Source organism: Aeromonas sp., from assembly GCF_050252055.1.
GTDB lineage: Bacteria > Pseudomonadota > Gammaproteobacteria > Enterobacterales > Aeromonadaceae > Aeromonas > Aeromonas caviae.
The window spans coordinates 301,234-319,384 of record NZ_JBFWLQ010000005.1 but is presented as its reverse complement, the minus strand read 5'-3'; the positions used below and the strand labels follow the sequence as shown (position 1 = coordinate 319,384).

Annotated in this window: 16 protein-coding genes and 1 tRNA gene; 6 read left to right on the top strand and 11 right to left on the bottom strand. The window is 61.6% G+C overall.

The window, feature by feature from the left end:
- Positions 1 to 29: 29 nt before the first annotated feature.
- Both AB7E19_RS11575 and hinT read right to left on the bottom strand, forming a co-directional pair.
- Positions 30 to 1,451 carry a COG3014 family protein gene (locus tag AB7E19_RS11575; RefSeq protein ID WP_427935333.1) on the bottom strand — a complete coding sequence of 474 codons (1,422 nt, stop codon included), beginning with the start codon at positions 1,449 to 1,451 and terminating at the stop codon, positions 30 to 32.
- Positions 1,451 to 1,801, bottom strand: coding sequence for a purine nucleoside phosphoramidase (gene hinT, locus AB7E19_RS11570; protein WP_010674343.1), 351 nt, complete (start codon positions 1,799 to 1,801; stop codon positions 1,451 to 1,453). Before hinT ends, AB7E19_RS11575 begins: the two co-directional genes overlap by 1 nt.
- 256 nt (positions 1,802 to 2,057) lie before the next feature.
- Here hinT and AB7E19_RS11565 point away from each other — a divergent pair, with 256 nt between their 5' ends.
- Entirely contained in the window at positions 2,058 to 4,070 is a 2,013-nt protein-coding gene (locus AB7E19_RS11565) for a methyl-accepting chemotaxis protein (RefSeq protein ID WP_041215416.1), read from the top strand.
- 70 nt (positions 4,071 to 4,140) lie between these two features.
- Here the strand turns inward: AB7E19_RS11565 and AB7E19_RS11560 are convergent, their stop codons facing one another.
- Entirely contained in the window at positions 4,141 to 5,025 is an 885-nt protein-coding gene (locus tag AB7E19_RS11560; protein ID WP_427935329.1) for a 6-carboxytetrahydropterin synthase, read from the bottom strand.
- Between the two features lie 79 nt (positions 5,026 to 5,104).
- On the opposite strand from AB7E19_RS11560, the gene AB7E19_RS11555 reads away from it, so the two are divergent.
- Positions 5,105 to 6,448 (top strand): dihydroorotase, encoded by a 1,344-nt coding sequence (locus AB7E19_RS11555; RefSeq protein ID WP_039038976.1) that lies wholly within the window; start codon positions 5,105 to 5,107, stop codon positions 6,446 to 6,448.
- Here the strand turns inward: AB7E19_RS11555 and AB7E19_RS11550 are convergent.
- Complete coding sequence (locus tag AB7E19_RS11550) at positions 6,438 to 6,752, bottom strand: hypothetical protein (protein ID WP_427935327.1); 315 nt, start codon at positions 6,750 to 6,752, stop codon at positions 6,438 to 6,440. The genes AB7E19_RS11555 and AB7E19_RS11550 overlap by 11 nt on opposite strands.
- A gap of 33 nt (positions 6,753 to 6,785) precedes the next feature.
- On the opposite strand from AB7E19_RS11550, the gene AB7E19_RS11545 reads away from it, so the two are divergent.
- From AB7E19_RS11545 to AB7E19_RS11535, 3 genes are all read left to right on the top strand, one after another.
- Positions 6,786 to 6,862, top strand: a tRNA-Pro gene (locus AB7E19_RS11545).
- 120 nt (positions 6,863 to 6,982) lie between these two features.
- Positions 6,983 to 7,459 carry a CC0125/CC1285 family lipoprotein gene (locus AB7E19_RS11540; RefSeq protein ID WP_233462593.1) on the top strand — a complete coding sequence of 159 codons (477 nt, stop codon included), beginning with the start codon at positions 6,983 to 6,985 and terminating at the stop codon, positions 7,457 to 7,459.
- Positions 7,460 to 7,662: 203 nt separating this feature from the next.
- Positions 7,663 to 8,922 carry a dicarboxylate/amino acid:cation symporter gene (locus tag AB7E19_RS11535; protein ID WP_041215419.1) on the top strand — a complete coding sequence of 420 codons (1,260 nt, stop codon included), beginning with the start codon at positions 7,663 to 7,665 and terminating at the stop codon, positions 8,920 to 8,922.
- 70 nt (positions 8,923 to 8,992) lie between these two features.
- Here the strand turns inward: AB7E19_RS11535 and AB7E19_RS11530 are convergent, their stop codons facing one another.
- Positions 8,993 to 9,511 carry a methyltransferase family protein gene (locus AB7E19_RS11530; protein ID WP_427935324.1) on the bottom strand — a complete coding sequence of 173 codons (519 nt, stop codon included), beginning with the start codon at positions 9,509 to 9,511 and terminating at the stop codon, positions 8,993 to 8,995.
- Between the two features lie 179 nt (positions 9,512 to 9,690).
- Here AB7E19_RS11530 and alr point away from each other — a divergent pair, with 179 nt between their 5' ends.
- Positions 9,691 to 10,917, top strand: a complete 1,227-nt coding sequence (alr, locus tag AB7E19_RS11525) for an alanine racemase (RefSeq protein WP_010674335.1) — start codon at positions 9,691 to 9,693, stop codon at positions 10,915 to 10,917.
- A 54-nt stretch (positions 10,918 to 10,971) separates the two neighbouring features.
- Here the strand turns inward: alr and AB7E19_RS11520 are convergent, their stop codons facing one another.
- The 6 genes from AB7E19_RS11520 to AB7E19_RS11495 form a co-directional block, all read right to left on the bottom strand.
- Entirely contained in the window at positions 10,972 to 11,916 is a 945-nt protein-coding gene (locus tag AB7E19_RS11520; protein WP_029314355.1) for a TerC family protein, read from the bottom strand.
- A gap of 435 nt (positions 11,917 to 12,351) precedes the next feature.
- Positions 12,352 to 13,347 carry a murein tripeptide/oligopeptide ABC transporter ATP binding protein OppF gene (oppF, locus tag AB7E19_RS11515; protein ID WP_045525464.1) on the bottom strand — a complete coding sequence of 332 codons (996 nt, stop codon included), beginning with the start codon at positions 13,345 to 13,347 and terminating at the stop codon, positions 12,352 to 12,354.
- On the bottom strand, positions 13,348 to 14,328 hold the full coding sequence (locus AB7E19_RS11510; protein ID WP_039038983.1) for an ABC transporter ATP-binding protein: 981 nt from the start codon (positions 14,326 to 14,328) through the stop codon (positions 13,348 to 13,350).
- A gap of 108 nt (positions 14,329 to 14,436) precedes the next feature.
- On the bottom strand, positions 14,437 to 15,348 hold the full coding sequence (gene oppC, locus AB7E19_RS11505; protein ID WP_010674331.1) for an oligopeptide ABC transporter permease OppC: 912 nt from the start codon (positions 15,346 to 15,348) through the stop codon (positions 14,437 to 14,439).
- Positions 15,349 to 15,362: 14 nt separating this feature from the next.
- Complete coding sequence (oppB, locus tag AB7E19_RS11500; protein WP_010674330.1) at positions 15,363 to 16,283, bottom strand: oligopeptide ABC transporter permease OppB; 921 nt, start codon at positions 16,281 to 16,283, stop codon at positions 15,363 to 15,365.
- Positions 16,284 to 16,380: 97 nt separating this feature from the next.
- Entirely contained in the window at positions 16,381 to 18,000 is a 1,620-nt protein-coding gene (locus AB7E19_RS11495; RefSeq protein WP_103259898.1) for an ABC transporter substrate-binding protein, read from the bottom strand.
- Positions 18,001 to 18,151: the final 151 nt, after the last annotated feature.

Sequence of the window (18,151 nt, the reverse complement as noted above, 5' to 3'; positions counted from 1 at the left end):
TTCATCTGAGTTGCCATATCCGGTTCCCCCTAGAGGGGCATCACCCGGGTCGTGAGCCCGCTCCCCAGGCGCTGTACCCACACCAGGGTGGTGCGCCCGGCGTGGACGCTGAGTGGCAGGGTGCGCATGGCGCTGCCCGCCCCCAGGGTCAGGGTGACGTTCCCGGCCGGGACCATCCCCTGCCAGCTCGAGGCCTTGGCGGGCAGCGTCAGCCAGCTGCGGGTATCCGCCCGCTCCGAGAGGGTGTTGAAGATCCCCACCAGGATGTTGCCCACATCCCCCCCCTCCTTGGCGGCGGTGCGCCGCACCTGCTCCTTGGCCACCAGCCGCAGGGCCTGCCGGGTCAGCATGCCAGGCAGCCGCTCCTGCAGATCCTTGGCCGCCAGCGCCTCCAGCCTCACCAGCTCGCTGGTCTGCGCCACCCCCTTGCCCACCGACAGGGTGAGCGGGGCGCCGTCGCTGGCCCGATTGTCGTAATAGGGCACCGCCACGGTAAAGGTACGAAAATCGCCGCTGGAGGTGGAGATGGGCAGCGGCAGGAAGAGCTCCCGGCGCGCCGGGATGAGGCCATCTTCAAACAGCACCACCAGCTGGCCCTGATCCTTGGCCAAGGGCGGCGCCTTGCGGTCCATCCGTTGCTCGGTCTCCTTGAGCTCCTCGGGAGAGCCGCGAAGCCGGGCCAGGCGCAGCAGGGCATCCTGCAGGCTCTGGTTGTCCGGCGCTATCTGGTAGCCGCGCTGGTAATCGACCCAGGCGTCGTTGAGATCCCCGGCCGCCTCGTAGAGCACGCCGGAGAAATAGAAGGTGTAGGCGTTCTGGAAACCGTTTTTCACCTGGCCTATCAGGCGATCGAGCTCGGGGGCGCCGCGCGACATCAGCTGGCGCATCTCCCCGGCTTCGTCCTCCCGATCCCCCTCCTGCGCGGCCTTGCGCACCTCGTCGGCCCGCCGTTTAAGGGCCTGCTCCTGCACCTGGTTGGCACGGCGCACCTCTACCAGGGCGCCGTCGGCATCTCCGCGCTGCAAGTAGTTGAGCGCCAGATAGTGGTGCAGCATGGTGCGCTCGTAATCGGGCGCCTGGTAAGCCAGGGTCTGATCGTTGGTGAGCAGGCTGCCCGCCTGGGCCAGTCCCTGGCTCAGGCGGTACTCGGCCTGATTGTCTTCCCACGCAAGCCGGCTGTCGGCGGCGGCAAAGGCCTGCTTGCTGGGGCCGTCCTGACCCGCCAGCCAGGCGATGCGCCCCTTCTCCAGCTGGTCGAGCACGAAGGTGTCGTCCCCCGGGGTCGATTCGCGCACCTCGGGCAGGGCCTCGGCGGCATGGCCCAGCAGCAGCTGGTTGCGCAAGGGCACCATCTGATCCGAGTAGGAGACGAACATGTCTTTCCACTGGGAGGCACAGCCCCCCAGCAGCAGACCGGCCAACAGCAGACCGGTCGACGGGACGAGGCGCATCACAGGCTCAGCAGGGGTCCCAGGGGCTCGCCACCGACCAGGTGCAGGTGGATGTGATAGACCTCCTGCCCGCCGTGGCGGTTGCAGTTCATGATGAGGCGGTAGCCGTCCTCGGCGATGCCCGCGTCGCTGGCGAGCTTGCGGGCCACGGTGAACATCCGGCCCAACGCCAGCTCGTGATCCGGCTCCACGTCATTGACGGTGGGGATGAGCACGTTGGGAATAATCAGGATATGGGTCTTGGCCTTGGGCTGGATGTCGCGAAACGCGGTCACCAGATCGTCTTGATAAAGGATGTCGGCGGGGATCTCCTTGCGGATGATTTTGCTGAAAATGGTTTCTTGCGCCATGGGTAACTCCTTTATAGGAAAAAGAAAATTCAATACAAAGCTCAAGCGGCTCCCAAACAGGCCGCCGCAACGCGCCAAGTGTGACACAAGCCGACATTTGGCACAGCCGTTGTCCCAATCGCTTCAGTTATTGTGAAGAATACCGATAGCGAGGAGACGTCCCGCGAACCACAACGGCATCCCCTTCGGGGCATGCAGGGTATCAAAGGGACGGGGTACTCAGGCAAGGGACTTTTGCACAGACAGCGGGACAATAATGAAACAAACAATGTCAGACCTCTCGATCTTACAGAGAGTCTATCTGGGCTTTGCCATCCTGGTCGCCGTCATGGTCGCCAGTGCGGTACTGACCTTTCGCGGCCAGAGCGAACTCAGCGGCGCCCTGGATCAGGTGACCCAGGAGTCCATGCCGCTGGTACTCGCCAGCAGCCAGACCCAGATAAGCCTGCTCAGCGCCAACAAATGGCTCACCGACGTGCTGACCGAGCAGGATCTCAAGCAACTGCCGGCGGAAGTGGCCGAGTTGCAACAGGCCAAGGGCCAGGTCGACAAGATGGTCGCCAGCCTCAAACAGCAGGTGGCGGTTCATCCCCAGTTGCAGGCGGACATGACTGCCCTCGTCAAGCTGGTGGATGACTACCTGCAACTGACCCAGACCCTGCCCGGCGAACACGAGGCCCTGCTCACCCGGCTGCACAAGGTCAATCAGGCCAAGGGCCAGTTCCAGGTCAGCCTGCCCCAGTTCAAGAAGAACCTGGGGGACATGATGGTCACCATCGACGACAGCTTCATCAAGATGCTCTCCGAGACCCTGACCACCAAGCTCTCCGCCATCGAGCTCTCCACCATGGATGCCCTCAACCAGAGCATCCCCGCCCCCATCGAGGCGGCGCTCAAGCGCAACAAGATGCAGATCGAGGGCTTCAACAGCACCATCAAGGATCTCCAGGGGGAGCTCAAGGACTTCGACAACAACATGGGCCACTACGTCCATGGCTTCGTGCGTGACACCACGGGCAATGACGGCGTGCTCTCCCAATACCTGGCCCTGATGAAGCAGCAGCAGGCCATGCGCGAGCAGAGCAAGCAGGCGAGCCAGCTCATCCTCAGCATCCAGAACAAGCTGGAGGGGATCACCGCCCAGAGCCAGCAGCTGATGAACGCCAGCATCCAGGCCTCCGATCGGGTGCAGACCCAGAGTACCCTGACCCAGGGGATCAGCATCGCCATCGCCATCTTCGTCGCCATCCTGGTGGCCTTCACCCTGGGCAAGGCCATCCGCCGCCCCCTGAAAGAGCTGCTGCGGGTGCTGACCGAAGTGACCCAGGGTGACATGACCCAGCGCGTCGGCTTCAAGAGCCAGAACGAATTCGGCCAGCTCGCCAGCCAGATCAACCTGTTGATCCACCAGATGGGGGATGTGCTAAAGCAGCTCTCCCAGGCGTCGACCCAGCTCAACAGCGCCGCCCACGACAACCGCCACACCACCGAATCGGTGCGGGCGGATCTGGAGAAACAGCGTCAGGAGACCGCCTCGGTCGCCGCCGCCATGACCCAGATGGAGGCCTCGGTGCGGGAGGTGGCCCAGGCCGCCAACCAGACCCTGGAGCGGGTGCAGGATGTGGAGAAGGCCTCCGAGATGGGGCGCAAGGTGATGGCAGGCAACATCACCACCACCCACCAGCTCGCGGGCAAGCTGCAGCAGACCGGCAAGGTGATTGGCGACGTGAGCGCCATGAGCGGCCAGATTGGCAACATCCTCGACGTCATCCGCGGCATCGCCGAGCAGACCAACCTGCTGGCCCTCAACGCCGCCATCGAGGCGGCCCGTGCCGGCGAGCAGGGACGCGGGTTTGCGGTGGTGGCCGACGAGGTGCGCAACCTGGCTGGCCGCACCGCCCAGTCCACCAGCGAAATCCAGACCATGATCGAGAACCTGCAGCAAGGCGTCGCCCGGGCGGTCAACGTGATGCAGGAGTGCTCCCGCGAGATGGACAGTTGCGTGGATCAGAGCTCCCAGGCCAACAACGCCATGGAAGAGGTGCAGGGCATCGTGGTGCTCATCAGCGACATGTCGAGCCAGATAGCCTCCGCCGCCGAGCAGCAGCAGGCCACCAGCGCCGACATCGCCACCAACCTCAACCGCATCTCCGACATCTCGGATCTCAACTATCAGGGCATAGAGCGGGTCGCCGAGACCAGCCAGCAGCTCGACTCCCTTGCCGAGCAGCAGGAGGGGCTGGTCCAGCGCTTCCGCCTCAGTGCCTGATGGCCACGACCCGATATGACAAGGCCCCGCATTGGCGGGGCCTTGTTTTTTACTGGCATGCGGCGCGGGATCAGGCGTAGGCGATGGCGCCCTTGCCGACCCCTTCATAGGCGACAATCTTGACGAACTTGTCCCCAACCTGCTTCTTCACCTCGCGGGCGATGTAGTGGGCCAGCAACTCGATGGTGGTGTCGGTGTCGATCATCTCCACCTCCGCCGCCGGCATGGCGAGCTGGAACAGCCCCTGGGGCGCCACGTACTTGAAGCCGATGTAGTGAGCGTCCCCTTCTTTCAGTGACGCCTCGGCCCGCTCGCTCAGGGCGAGTTCGCCAAGGGCCACCCTGTCTTCTTCTGTGCCCAGGTAGATGTCGGCCCAGCGCTCGGCCCAGTTGAACTCCAGCTCCTCGTCACGCTCCCCGTCCACCAGGATCTCGACGGGAGAGCGGTGGCCGTGGGCGATGCGCTGGCAGTTGCCGTCGTGCTTCTTGAGGCCGTGGCTGTAGTGGTAGAAGGCGCCCTCGATGCGCTCCTGGCGCAACGTCAGGGAGAGATCCTTGATGTTGCCGGGCAGCCGCTTGGCCAGTACCCCCAGCAGATAGCGGGTCACCGACTCTTTATCCACCTGGGGGGCGGGAATGAAGGCCAAGCCCTGGGTCGGGCAACGCAGGTGAATGGCGCGACCCGGACGCAGCAGATCCACGGTGCTCTCGTCGTTCTCCAGCGCGTGGACATGGACCAGGGGACATTCCGTCGGCACCAGCAGCTTGTGATCCACCTCTTCATCGATGATCGACTTGATGAGCTTCTTCACCCGACCGAAGTCCAGCAGCATGCTCATCTCGTTGAGCTCGCCGCTCATCTCGATGTCCACCAGCCAGCTCTCGCCCACCATGCCGCGGCGCTCGCATAAATAGCTGGAATCGATCACAGTCAAATCTCTAACAAATAACTTCATTACTCAGGCCTTGCTACAGAGAAAGTGCAGTTTGCGATATTATGACCCCGGATTATCGGCAAAGGAACTGGAACCCCCCATGAACAAATTGCTTATCAAGAATGCCACCCTGGTCAACGAAGGCCGCATCTATGCCTCCGACGTCCTGATCGAGGGTGAGCGGATCGCCCGCGTCGCCCCGGACATCAGTGCCCCCGATGCCGTGGTGATCGATGCAACGGGCCGTCATCTCATCCCCGGGATGATCGATGATCAGGTCCACTTCCGGGAACCCGGCCTGACCCACAAGGGAACCATCGCCAGTGAATCCCGGGCCGCCGTGGCCGGTGGCACCACCAGCTTCATGGAAATGCCCAACGTCAATCCCCAGACCACCACCATCGACGCCCTCGAAGCCAAATACCAGATCGCCGCCAACTCCGCCGCCGCCAACTACAGCTTCTACCTGGGTGCCACCAACGACAACCTGGAAGAGATCAAGAAGCTCGATCCCAAGCAGTCCTGCGGCATCAAGATCTTCATGGGGGCCTCCACCGGCAACATGCTGGTGGACAACCAGGAGACCCTGGCAGCCATCTTCCGCGAAAGCCCGGTGATGATCGTCACCCACTGCGAGGACACCCCGTCCATCAAGGTGCTGGAAGACGAAGCTCGCGCCAAGTGGGGCGAAGACGTGCCCATGCGCGAGCACGGCCGCATCCGCAGCGCGGACGCCTGCTACAAATCCTCCAGCATGGCGGTCTCCCTGGCCAAGCAGTACGGCGCCAAGCTGCACGTGCTGCACCTGACCACGGCGAAAGAGCTCTCGCTCTTTACCGCCACCCCGGATCTGAAGGATCTCAAGGACAAGAACATCACCGCCGAAGTGTGCGTCCACCACCTCTTCTTCAACGAGGCGGACTACGACACCCTGGGCAGCCAGATCAAGTGCAACCCGGCGGTGAAGAGCGCTGCCGACCAGCACGCCCTGCTGGATGCGGTACGCAACGATGTGCTCGACATCATCGCCACCGACCACGCCCCCCACACCTGGGAAGAGAAGCAGAACAGCTACTTCAAGGCGCCGTCCGGCGTGCCCCTGGTGCAGCACTCCCTGCAGGCGCTGCTGGAGCTCTACCACAACGGGGTCTTCAGCCTGGAAACCATCGTCAAGAAGACCTCCCACGCGGTGGCCGAACGCTTCCAGGTGCAGGATCGCGGCTACATCCGGGAAGGCTACTTCGCCGACCTGGTGCTGCTGGATCTCGGCAAGCCCTACGTGGTCACCGACAGCAACCTGCTCTATCTGTGCGGCTGGTCCCCGTTCAACGGCTACCGCTTCCAGAGCACCATCGAGATGACCCTGGTGAACGGCCAGATTGCCTGGCAGAACGGCCAAGTCACCGACAAGGTATTGGGCAAGCGACTCACCTTCAACCGCTGATCTGGATGATGACCGCTTCCAGCGCGCCCTGCTTGAGATGACCCTGGTCAACGGCCAGATTGCCTGGCAGAACGGTCAGGTCACCGACAAGGTATTGGGCATGCGCTTGACCTTCAACCGCTGATCTCGGCTTGAGAGCATCACGCCAAACGGCCGCCTCCGGGTGGCCGTTTTTCCTGCAAGACAGCGGTGAGGTGCCGACAAAATACACCGCTGGTCGCACTTTGATCCGAAGTTGCTCGCAAAGCAGGCAAACGATCTCGAACCTGGATTTCCCCTGTTGACAGGGTCGGGGCATCTCCATAAACTCCCTCCCCGTCAGCCGAGCTGACTCCGTCGGTGTGTAGCGCAGCCAGGTAGCGCATCTGCATGGGGTGTAGAGGGTCGGAGGTTCGAATCCTCTCACACCGACCAAATTCCCCGAGAAAGGCCTTGTCAGACGACAAGGCCTTTTCTTTTATGGTCTTCCGCCGCGATTGTCTCTCCAACCCCTTTGTGCTGTAGTAAAACCCCCTTTGCCAAGCGGCCCGCATCATGTTGCCTTCCCTTCGTACTTTCTGCACCCTTGCCCTCAGCGCCCTGCTGGTCGGTCAGCTCGCGGGCTGCGCCACCGCCTATGACAGTGAAAAATCGTTCTGGAATGGCCAGACCGGTTTTTCACAGACCCAGCTTGGCCCTGCCCGCTGGCAACTGGAGTTTGTGGGCAACGATCTGGTGGACAGGGAAACGGCGCGCAAATACGTGCTCAAGCGGGCCGGTGAGGTGGCACTGGCAAAGGGATACCCCTGGATTCAGGTCGAGACGCTGACCCTGTCGCGGGATGCCGTCAGGGTCACCCCGACCCGCCCCCAATTCGGGTTCGACGAGTACGAGCCAGACACCTTCATGGACGACATGCAGGTGGAACATCGCACCTCGGCCCTGCTCGTCTTCACCCTGGAGGCCAACCCCCGGGACGCGCAGAGCATGGAAGCCGTTTATCTCGCAAAAATTAAAATAAACAGCGATTAATACAAATAAATCACAAGATGCATATCAAATGCAGCTAATAACAGCACAAAACTCCGAAACAAGTCACTGGATTTCCCCTTCGCGATTAGGCATTCTCCAGCACACCGGCTGTCTGGATTCCACCGCCCGGATCACAAAAAAGGACTGAGGCGGCCCCTCGCCGCCTGCACAGGCATTGCACCTATCGAAACCGGAACTCCCCCATGAAAATGAACAAGTTGACCGTTGCCATCCTCATTGCGATGTTGCTTGGCATCGTGACCGGGCAGGGTTATCGCCTGCTCGCGCCCGCACAGGCCGCAGGCTTTGCCGATGACATCACCCTGCTGACCGACATCTTCCTGCGCCTCATCAAGATGATCATCGCCCCCCTGGTGTTCACCACGCTCGTGGTCGGCATCGCCAAGATGGGTGACACCCGCACCGTGGGCCGCATCGGCGTCAAGACCCTGGGCTGGTTCATGCTCGCCTCCCTGATGTCCCTGACCCTGGGGCTGGTCATGGTCCACCTGATGCAACCTGGGGTGGGGCTCTCCCTCTCCCTGCCCGATGACGGCGCCAGCTCCGGCGTGGTTGCCACCGCCATCTCCCTCAAGGATTTCGTGACCCACGCCATCCCGAAAAGCGTGGTCGAGGCGATGGCCACCAACGAGATCCTGCAGATCGTGGTCTTCTCCCTCTTCTTCGGGCTGGCCGCCGCCGCCCTGGGGGACGACGCCAAGCCCGTGGTCAAGCTGATGGCCAGCGGCGCCGAGATCATGCTCAAGGTGACCGGCTACGTGATGAACTTCGCCCCGTTCGCGGTGTTTGGCGCCATCGCCGCCATGGTCGCCAAGGAGGGGCTCGGCATCCTCGCCACCTATGGCACCTTCATGGCCCAGTTCTATCTGGCGCTAGGTTGCCTCTGGCTGCTGCTCATCGCCATGGGCAGCCTCTTCATCCGCCGCCGCATCCTGACCCTGCTCGCCCTCATCCGCGAGCCCATCCTGCTGGCCTTCTCCACCGCCAGCTCCGAGGCTGCCTACCCCAAGACCCTGGACAGGCTGGAGAAATTTGGCTGTGACAAGCGCATCGCCAGCTTCGTGCTCCCCATGGGCTACTCCTTCAACCTTGACGGCTCCATGATGTACTGCACCTTCGCGGTGATGTTCATCGCCCAGGCCTATGGCATCGAGCTCTCCACGGCCCAGCAGATCACCATGCTGCTGCTGCTGATGGTTACTTCCAAGGGAATGGCCGGGGTGCCCCGCGCCTCCCTGGTTGTGATTGCCGCCACCCTCAACCAGTTCCACATCCCGGAAGCGGGCATCCTGCTGCTGCTCGGTATCGACCACTTCCTCGACATGGGGCGCTCCGCCACCAACGTGCTGGGCAACGCCATCGCCGCGAGCGTGGTGGCCAAGAGCGAAGACAGCCTGGGGGAGACCGCCCCCCTCGGCGAGGTGGACACCGCCAAGGCGTGATCCCCTGACCCCCATGACAACGGCCCGCCTCTGCGGGCCGTTGTCATATGCCTGATGGGCACGCCGCGCCTCAACACCAGCGCCTGACCTGCCGGCAATAGTCGTCATAGGCATCGCCGAATTGCCGCCGCAGCGCCTGCTCCTCCGCCAGGATCTGGAAGCGGGTAAGCCAGCCCCAGAGCAGCAGCGGCCCGAGCCACACTGCCATGCCTCCCAGATAGCACGCCAGCGCCAGGGTCCAGCAGAGCAGCCCCAGGTACATGGGATTGCGGCTGATGCGATAGACGCCCCGGGTCACCAGCACCCGGCTGCTCTCCAGCCGCTGGGGGTGCACGGTGGTGCGCTGCTGCCAGAAATGCAGAAGCGCACCGCCTCCCAGCAGGGCTCCCGCCAGCCACAGCGTGGCGACCAGCACCAGCGTGGCGACCAGCACCAGCGTGGCGACCAGCACCAGCGTGGCGACCAGCACCAGCGTGGCGACCAGCACCAGCCACAGGGGCGCTGCCCTCCCCTCGCCCCGCCCCAGCCACATGGCGAGCACGATGACGACGAACAGCAGCAACGGTGGAATCCGCAACGTCAGCTTCATATTTTCTTCCTGCAACACGTGCCACGATTGACGCCGTTGAGATACACTCCCAGAGTCGGCATCTGGATAAAAAGTGAAATATATCATTAGCATAGCAACATGCTATGACCAGCCATGCCGCAGCTCGCCTCAGCGATGAGCCCAGCCTCAACTCAAGACAATAAGAAAGGACTTGCCCCATGCACAAGAAAACACTGCTCGCGACCCTGATTTTTGGCCTGCTGGCCGGCCAGGCGGTCGCCGCCCCCTATCTGCCGCTCGCCGACGACCACCGCAACGGTCAGGAACAGACCGCCGCCAACGCCTGGCTGGAAGTGGATCTCGGTGCCTTCGAGCACAACATCCAGACCCTGAAGAATCGCCTCGGTGACAAGGGCCCGCAGATCTGCGCCATCATGAAGGCGGACGCCTACGGTCACGGCATCGACCTGCTGGTCCCTTCCGTGGTCAAGGCAGGCATCCCCTGCATCGGCATCGCCAGCAACGAAGAAGCACGTGTTGCCCGCGAGAAGGGCTTCGAAGGTCGCCTGATGCGGGTGCGTGCCGCCACCCCGGATGAAGTGGAGCAGGCCCTGCCCTACAAGCTGGAAGAGCTCATCGGCAGCCTGGAGAGCGCCAAGGGGATCGCCGACATCGCCCAGCGCCATGACACCAACATCCCGGTGCACATTGGCCTGAACTCCGCCGGCATGAGCCGCAACGGCATCGATCTGCGCCAGGACGATGCCAAGGCCGATGCCCTGGCCATGCTCAAGCTCAAGGGGATCACCCCGGTCGGCATCATGACCCACTTCCCGGTGGAGGAGAAAGAGGACGTCAAGCTGGGGCTGGCCCAGTTCAAGCTGGACTACCAGTGGCTCATCGACGCCGGCAAGCTGGATCGCAGCAAGCTCACCATCCACGCCGCCAACTCCTTCGCAACCCTGGAAGTGCCGGAAGCCTACTTTGACATGGTGCGCCCGGGCGGCATCATCTATGGCGACACCATTCCCTCCTACACCGAGTACAAGAAGGTGATGGCGTTCAAGACCCAGGTCGCCTCCGTCAACCACTACCCGGCGGGCAACACCGTCGGCTATGACCGCACCTTCACCCTCAAGCGCGACTCCCTGCTGGCCAACCTGCCGATGGGCTACTCCGACGGCTACCGCCGCGCCATGAGCAACAAGGCCTATGTGCTGATCCATGGCCAGAAGGCCCCCGTCGTGGGCAAGACTTCCATGAACACCACCATGGTGGACGTCACCGACATCAAGGGGATCAAACCCGGTGACGAGGTGGTCCTGTTCGGACGCCAGGGTGATGCTGAAGTGAAACAATCCGATCTGGAGGAGTACAACGGTGCCCTCTTGGCGGACATGTACACCGTCTGGGGCTACACCAACCCCAAGAAGATCAAGCGCTAAGCAAATTGCTGGCATGAAAAAGGGCTCCCGAGGGAGCCCTTTTTACTGCACCGTTCACGCCGCCTTTTTGCGGGTCATCAGCAGACTCAGCCCCATGGAGGCCAGCAGGATCAGCGCCACCACGCCAAGGGCGATGCCGGTCGGTATCTTGAAGATATCGAGCAGCAACATCTTGACCCCGATGAACATCAGGATCAGCGCCAGGCCGTATTTGAGCAGGGCGAAGCGATCGGCCACCCCGGCCAGCAGGAAGTACATGGCGCGCAGCCCCATGATGGCGAAGATGTTGGAGGTGAGCACGATGAAGGGATCCGTGGTCACCGCGAAGATGGCCGGGATACTGTCCACCGCGAAGATGAGGTCGCTCACCTCCACCAGCACCAGGATGAGCAGCAGCGGGGTCGCGTAGCGCACACCGTCACGCCAGACGAAGAACTTCTCTCCCTCCAGCGTCTCGGTCACCTTGAAGCGACGACGCATCCAGCCGAGCAGGGCATTGTTCTCGAGATCCGGCTCCTTGTCGGCCGCCCACAGCATCTTGGCACCGGTCAGCAGCAGGAAGGCCCCGAACAGGTAGAGGATCCAGTGGAACTGCTCGATGAGCCAGCTGCCCGCGAACACCATGCCGGCGCGCATCACGATGGCCCCCAGCACCCCGTAGAGCAGGACCCGGCGCTGCAGCTCCGCCGGGATGGCGAAGTAGCCGAACAGCATCAACCAGACGAAGACGTTGTCCACCGCCAATGCCTTTTCGATGAGGTAGCCGGTGAGAAACTCCAGCCCCTTCTGGTTCGCGATTTCGCGCCCGGCACTGTGATCCAGCCAGAGCCAGATGGCTAGGTTGAACAGGAGCGCCACGCTGACCCAGATGAGAGACCAGATGCCCGCCTCTTTCAGCGACACCTTGTGCGCCTTGCCGCCACCGACAAAGCGGATATCAATCCACAACAGGACCAGCACTATGCTGAAGAAACCGGTCCACATCCACCATTCACCCATTTTCACTTCTCCCAAAACGACAAAACCCACGGCCGGGAGGCAGTGGGTTCGCGTTTGGAGCAGATACACCTTGCCTCTCGGCAAGGTCTCACTTACAGCCGATTGACATCGACTGCCCGGCTGCCGGGTGCACTGCAGGATATGGGTGCACCGTAATGACGACAAACCGGCGAGAAGTTACTCCCCTTGTGCGGCGGATAGTAGCAGCGACAACCGCTGGCGCCAAGAGGCATCTTATCCCCCATGCAATAAAAAGGGCGCCAGCACGCGCCCTTCTCGATACGGTTCTCCTTAGAACCTGTTTACGAGCTGTCGCGAGAGGTCGTCAACAAGGTAAAGAGCAGCGCAGGAACCGGAATGTATATGGATACATGAGGATTCCGAGCAGCGCATGAGCCTTGATCACGGCCTCGCAGCAAGATCGTTAACAGGTTCTCAGAGCGGATCCACCTTGAGACAGGAAACCGCGTGGTCGAAGTTGCCCTCGAGCTGGGGCCGGGTCTTGGCGCACTCCGGACCTGCCACCGGGCAGCGGGTACGGAACACGCAACCGGAGGGCGGATTCATGGGGGATGGCAAGTCCCCTTCCAGGATCTGGATGACCTTGCTGCGCTCCAGATCCGGATCCGGGATGGGGACCGCCGACATCAGCGCCTTGGTATAGGGGTGCAGGGGATTGGCGAAGATCTCCTTGCCGGTCCCCAGCTCCACCGCGTTGCCCAGGTACATCACCAGCACCCGATCGGAGATGTGTTTGACCACGGAGAGGTCGTGGGCGATGAAGATGAGGGAGAGCCCCATCTCCTTTTGCAGGGATTTGAGCAGGTTCACCACCTGAGCCTGGATGGAGACATCCAGCGCCGAGACCGGCTCGTCACAGATGATCATCTTGGGCTCGAGGATGAGCGCCCGGGCGATGCCGATGCGCTGGCACTGGCCGCCGGAGAACTCATGGGGGTAACGGTTCACCAGGTTCGGCAACAAACCCACCTTGGTCATCATGGCGCGCACCTTCTCCTTCACCTCTTCCCTTGGCAGGGTCGGGTAGAAGGTGATGAGGGGCTCGGCGATGATGTCGCCTATGGTCATGCGGGGGTTCAGGGAGGCCAGCGGGTCCTGGAAGATCATCTGGATCTCCTTGCGCTTCTCCCGCAGGGCGTTCTGCTCGAGCTTGGTCAAGTCCTGCCCAAGCCACACCACCTTGCCGTCGGTGGCCGGTACCAGGCCGATGAGGGCACGGGCGAAGGTGGATTTGCCGCAACCGGACTCCCCCACGACGCCCAGGGTCTCCCCTTCGTAGAGGCGCAGGGTCACCCCGTCCACCGCCTTCAGGGCGGAGGGCTTGGCCCAGGGCCAGGCCTTGTCACTCTTGATGCTGAAGTGAACCTTGAGGTCGGACACTTCCAGCAGCAGTTTCTTGTCAGTACCCATTTAGTTCACTCCCTTGATCATGGCATCCGATACCCAGTGGCACGCCCGCTCCCGGCCGTCGTTGAACGGTGTCAGGATCGGCGATTGCTGGCCACAAATCTCGCTCACCCGGTGGCAACGCTCCTGGAAGGGGCAGCCGGTGGGCAAACGCAGCAGGTTGGGCGGATTGCCCGGAATGGTGGGCAGCTCTTCCCCTTCGGTGTCGAGGCGGGGAATGGCGCGCAGCAAGCCTTCGGTATAGGGGTGGCTCGGGCGATAGAAGATATCGTTGACCCGGCCGTACTCCATGGTCCGGCCTGCATACATCACCAGCACCTTGTCGCAGATGCCGGCCACGACGCCAAGATCGTGGGTGATCATGATGATGGCGGTGTTGAACTCGCGCTTGAGCTCGTTCATCAGGGTCATGATCTGGGCCTGTACCGTCACGTCCAGCGCCGTGGTCGGCTCGTCAGCGATGAGCAGCTGCGGCCGGCACAGGAGCGCCATGGCGATCATCACCCGCTGGCGCATGCCGCCGGAGAACTCGTGGGGATACATGTTCATCCGCTTGCGCGACTCGGGGATCTTCACCGCATCCAGCATGCGCACCGACTCCTCGAAGGCGGCAGCCTTGGTCATCCCCTTGTGCAGCATCAGCACTTCCATCAGCTGATCCTTGACCTTCATGTAGGGGTTGAGCGACGTCATGGGGTCCTGGAAGATCATGGCGATCTTCTCGGAGCGGATCTTGTTGAGCTTGTGCTCCGGCAGATTCAGGATCTCGTCGCCCTGAAATTTGGCCGAGCCGGTGATGACACCGTTCTTGGCGAGCAGCCCCATGATGGCAAAGGCCGTCTGGGACTTGCCTGAGCCTGACTCCCCGACGATCCCCAGGGTTTCGCCAGCAGAAAGAGAAAAGTTGAGGTCGTTGACGGCCACCACATTGCCGTCCGGGGTCTTGAACTCGACCCGCAGATCTTTCACATCCAGTAATTTCATCTCAGTACTCCTTATCGCGCTGTCGTGATGGGGGCCTGCCCGTGGTGAACGCGGTGCGTTCCCTGAACGGGTCTGATGGCCCCTTGGCGTCTTGCCGGTCCCTGGGTATCAGCGATCCTTGGGATCCAGGGCATCACGCAGACCATCCCCGAGGAAGTTGAAGCAGAACAGGGTCACCACCATGAAACCGGCGGGGAACAGGAGTTGCCAGATGGCCACTTCCATCGACTTGGAGCCTTCATCCAGCAGGGCGCCCCAGCTGGTCATGGGCTCTTGCACGCCCAGACCCAGGAAGCTCAGGAAGGATTCGAACATGATCATCCCCGGCACCAGCAGGGTGGCGTAAACCGCCACTATGCCGAGCACGTTGGGCACGATATGACGGGTGATGATCTTCCACTTGGAGACGCCGCAGACGTGGGCCGCCTCGATGAACTCCTTGCTCTTGAGACTCAGGGTCTGGCCGCGCACGATCCGCGCCATGTCGAGCCAGCTCACCGCGCCGATGGCGAGGAAGATGAGGGCCAGATTGCGACCGAAGAAGGTCACCAGCATGATCACGAAGAACATGAAGGGGAAGGCGTTGAGGATCTCAAGCACGCGCATCATCAGGCTGTCGACGCGACCGCCGATGAAGCCGGACGCGGCGCCGTAGAGGGTGCCGATGATGACGGCCACCAGGGCCCCCATGATGCCGACCATCAGGGAGATGCGTCCGCCGAGCAGGGTACGCACGAACAGGTCGCGCCCCAGGCTGTCGGTGCCGAACCAGTGGCCGGTCTCCATGTCCGGGGCACTCTGCATGGCCCCCCAGTCCGGGTCATCGAACGTGTACTGGGACAGGTGGGGCCCCACGATCACCGCCAGACCGATGATGGTCAGGATGATGAGGCTGGTCAGGGCCGCCTTGTTGCGCAGGAAACGGCGACGGGCATCCTTCCACAGGGAGCGTCCTTCCACCACTTCCACTTTCTGGGCGAACGCCTCGACGGCTTCGCGCTTTTCAGTTGTGACTACCATGATGAACTCCCGGCTTAGTAACGGATCTTGGGATCGATGACGGCATAGAGAATATCGACCACGGCGTTAAAGGTGATGGTGAGGGCGCCGACCAGAATGGTCAGACCGAGCACCATGGAGTAATCACGGTTGAGGGCACCGTTGACGAACAGCTGGCCGATCCCCGGCAGGCCGAAGATGGTCTCGATGACCACGGAGCCGGTGATGATGCCCACGAAGGCCGGTCCCAGGTAGGAGACCACCGGCAGCATGGCCGGGCGCAGCGCGTGCTTGAGGATGATGTGGCGCAGGGGCAGCCCCTTGGCGCGGGCGGTACGGATGAAGTTGGAGTTCATGGTCTCGATCATGCTGCCGCGCATGATGCGGGAGATGGCCGAGATGTAGTACATCATCATGCCGAACACCGGCAGTACCATGAACTGGGCGCCGCCCCCCTGCCAGCCCCCCGCCGGGAACCAGCCCAGATAGATACTGAAGAAGAGCACCAGCAGCGGTGCCAGCACGAAGCCGGGTATCACCACCCCGGCCATGGCCGACGACATCAACAGGTAGTCGATGAGGGTGTTCTGTTTCAGGGCCGCAATGGTGCCGAAGGTGACCCCCAGGGTCACTGCCAGCAGGAAGGCGACCGAGCCTATCTTGGCGGAGACAGGCAGGGCCTGGCTCACCAGATCATTGACGGTGAAGTCCTTGTATTTGAAGGAAGGCCCCAGATCCCCCTGGACCAGGTTGCCGAGGTAAGTGAGGTATTGCATGCCGATGGGCTTGTCCAGGCCATATTTGGCTTCGATGTTGGCCAGGACTTCCGGCGGCAGGGCGCGTTCGCTGGTAAAGGGGTTACCCGGGGCGAAGCGCATCATGAAGAAGGAGACGGTGATCAAGACCAGCAGAGTCGGGATCGCTTCCAGTAGACGTTTAAGGATGAATTTCAACATAGACATTTCCTGTCCTGTACTGCTTCCAAAGGGTCGCGGTTGTAATAAAGGCCCGCCGTCTGGCGGGCCCTGCTTGTTATGCGACTTGTTTCTTTACTCAGTGAGCAACGATGTACATGTCTTTGCTGTAGATGTTGTCCAGCGGGTTGGCCGGGTAGCCACCCACGTAGGGCTTGACCATGCGGGAGGTCACATACTGATAGATGGGGGCGATCGGCATGTCCTTGGCCAGGATCTCTTCGGCCTGGACATAGAGCTTGTTGCGCGCCTCGGCATCCACCTGGTTGCGGGACTCGCTCATCAGCTTGTCGAACGTCGGGTTGGAGTATTTGCCGTCGTTGTTGCCGTGGGTGGTCTGCATCAGATCCAGCATGGAGGAGGCTTCGTTGTAGTCCGCAATCCAGCCGGCGCGGCCCACGTCGAAGTTACCCTGCTTCTTGGTCTCCAGGTAGGTCTTCCATTCCTGGTTCACCAGGCTCACCTGCACGCCGAGCTTCTTCCACATGGAGGCGACGGCCACGGCCACCTTTTTGTGGTTGTCGTCGGTGTTGTAGAGCAGCTCGAACTTGAGCGGCTTGCCCGGGCCGTAACCGGCTTCGGTCAGCAGCTCTTTCGCCTTGGTATCGCGCTCTGCCTGGGTCAGCTTGGACCAGGCCGGCGCCACCGGCTTGAAGCCATCTACAAAATCAGGCACGAGCGTGTAGCCCGGGGTTTCGCCCTTGCCCATCACCTTGTCGGCGATCACGTTGCGATCGATGGCATAGGAGAGGGCGGTACGCACCCGCACGTCGTCAAACGGCTTGTGCTTGAAGTTGTACTGGTAGTAGTAGGTGCCCACATAGCCGCTGACCTTTACTTCGTCCGGCAGCTCTTTCTTCATCTGCTTGAAGCGTTCGATGGGCATGTTGTAGGTCAGATCCACTTCGCCAGCCAGATAGCGGTTCAGCTCGGCGTTGGTGGACTGGATGGGCAGGTAGGTCACCTTGTTGATGACGGTCTTGCCGTTGTTCCAGTAGTTGGGGTTGCGCTCGACGTCGACGCGCTCGTTGACCACCCAGTCCTTCAGCACGTAGGCGCCGTTGGATACCATGTTGCCGGGCTGGGTCCACTTGTCACCGAACTTCTCGATCACCTTCTTCGGGACCGGATAGGTGGTGGTGTGGGAGAGCATGCTGACGAAGTAAGGCACCGCCTTCTCCAGCTGCACCTCGAAGGTATGATCGTCCACCGCCTTCACACCCAGGGTGTCGGCCGGCTTCTTGCCCGCGATGATGTCGGAGGCATTGATGATGGTCGGGATCTCCATGTACCAGGAGTAGGGAGAGGCCGTCTTGGGATCCACCGCGCGCTGGAAGGCAAAGACGAAGTCATGAGCGGTGACGGGATCCCCGTTGGACCACTTGGCATCCTTGCGCAGGTGGAACACGTAGTGTTTGTTGTCCTTGGTTTCCCAGGACTCGGCGACGCCGGGCAGGGTTTCGCCCTTGGGGCCGGAGGAGACGAGACCTTCGAACAGGTCACGCAATACGTTGGATTCGGGGGTACCTTCCACTTTCTGGGGATCCAGGGTGGCGGGTTCGGAACCATTGCCTTTCACCAGGGTTTGCTCGGGAGCAAGCTTGGTACCGGCGGGGACATCGGCGGCGTGAGCCAGGGTGGCGCCACCGAAAAGTGCAGTCAATAAAAGGGTATTAATAATTGTTTTTCTATGAGTCATTTCCATACTCCAACAAGAACATTCCATGCATTTGTTATCCACGAGACAAACACCTCGCTGCCCGCATAATTCCCTGACAATTCTGATAATGCAATAGATATCATCAGGAACAGGCCGCTTTCATGGTCAAAAAAACAACTTAAAACCATTT

What these genes read in the sequence shown, in the direction of transcription:
- AB7E19_RS11520 (WP_029314355.1), bottom strand. Translation starts at nt 11,916, where the DNA reads ATGGGTGAATGGTGGATGTGGACCGGTTTCTTCAGCATAGTGCTGGTC.
- AB7E19_RS11575 (WP_427935333.1), bottom strand. Translation starts at nt 1,451, where the DNA reads ATGCGCCTCGTCCCGTCGACCGGTCTGCTGTTGGCCGGTCTGCTGCTG.
- AB7E19_RS11530 (WP_427935324.1), bottom strand. Translation starts at nt 9,511, where the DNA reads ATGAAGCTGACGTTGCGGATTCCACCGTTGCTGCTGTTCGTCGTCATC.
- AB7E19_RS11510 (WP_039038983.1), bottom strand. Translation starts at nt 14,328, where the DNA reads ATGAAATTACTGGATGTGAAAGATCTGCGGGTCGAGTTCAAGACCCCG.
- AB7E19_RS11555 (WP_039038976.1), top strand. Translation starts at nt 5,105, where the DNA reads ATGAACAAATTGCTTATCAAGAATGCCACCCTGGTCAACGAAGGCCGC.
- alr (WP_010674335.1), top strand. Translation starts at nt 9,691, where the DNA reads ATGCACAAGAAAACACTGCTCGCGACCCTGATTTTTGGCCTGCTGGCC.
- AB7E19_RS11560 (WP_427935329.1), bottom strand. Translation starts at nt 5,025, where the DNA reads ATGAAGTTATTTGTTAGAGATTTGACTGTGATCGATTCCAGCTATTTA.
- hinT (WP_010674343.1), bottom strand. Translation starts at nt 1,801, where the DNA reads ATGGCGCAAGAAACCATTTTCAGCAAAATCATCCGCAAGGAGATCCCC.
- AB7E19_RS11565 (WP_041215416.1), top strand. Translation starts at nt 2,058, where the DNA reads ATGAAACAAACAATGTCAGACCTCTCGATCTTACAGAGAGTCTATCTG.
- AB7E19_RS11540 (WP_233462593.1), top strand. Translation starts at nt 6,983, where the DNA reads ATGTTGCCTTCCCTTCGTACTTTCTGCACCCTTGCCCTCAGCGCCCTG.
- AB7E19_RS11535 (WP_041215419.1), top strand. Translation starts at nt 7,663, where the DNA reads ATGAAAATGAACAAGTTGACCGTTGCCATCCTCATTGCGATGTTGCTT.
- oppF (WP_045525464.1), bottom strand. Translation starts at nt 13,347, where the DNA reads ATGGGTACTGACAAGAAACTGCTGCTGGAAGTGTCCGACCTCAAGGTT.
- oppB (WP_010674330.1), bottom strand. Translation starts at nt 16,283, where the DNA reads ATGTTGAAATTCATCCTTAAACGTCTACTGGAAGCGATCCCGACTCTG.
- AB7E19_RS11495 (WP_103259898.1), bottom strand. Translation starts at nt 18,000, where the DNA reads ATGACTCATAGAAAAACAATTATTAATACCCTTTTATTGACTGCACTT.
- AB7E19_RS11550 (WP_427935327.1), bottom strand. Translation starts at nt 6,752, where the DNA reads ATGGAGATGCCCCGACCCTGTCAACAGGGGAAATCCAGGTTCGAGATC.
- oppC (WP_010674331.1), bottom strand. Translation starts at nt 15,348, where the DNA reads ATGGTAGTCACAACTGAAAAGCGCGAAGCCGTCGAGGCGTTCGCCCAG.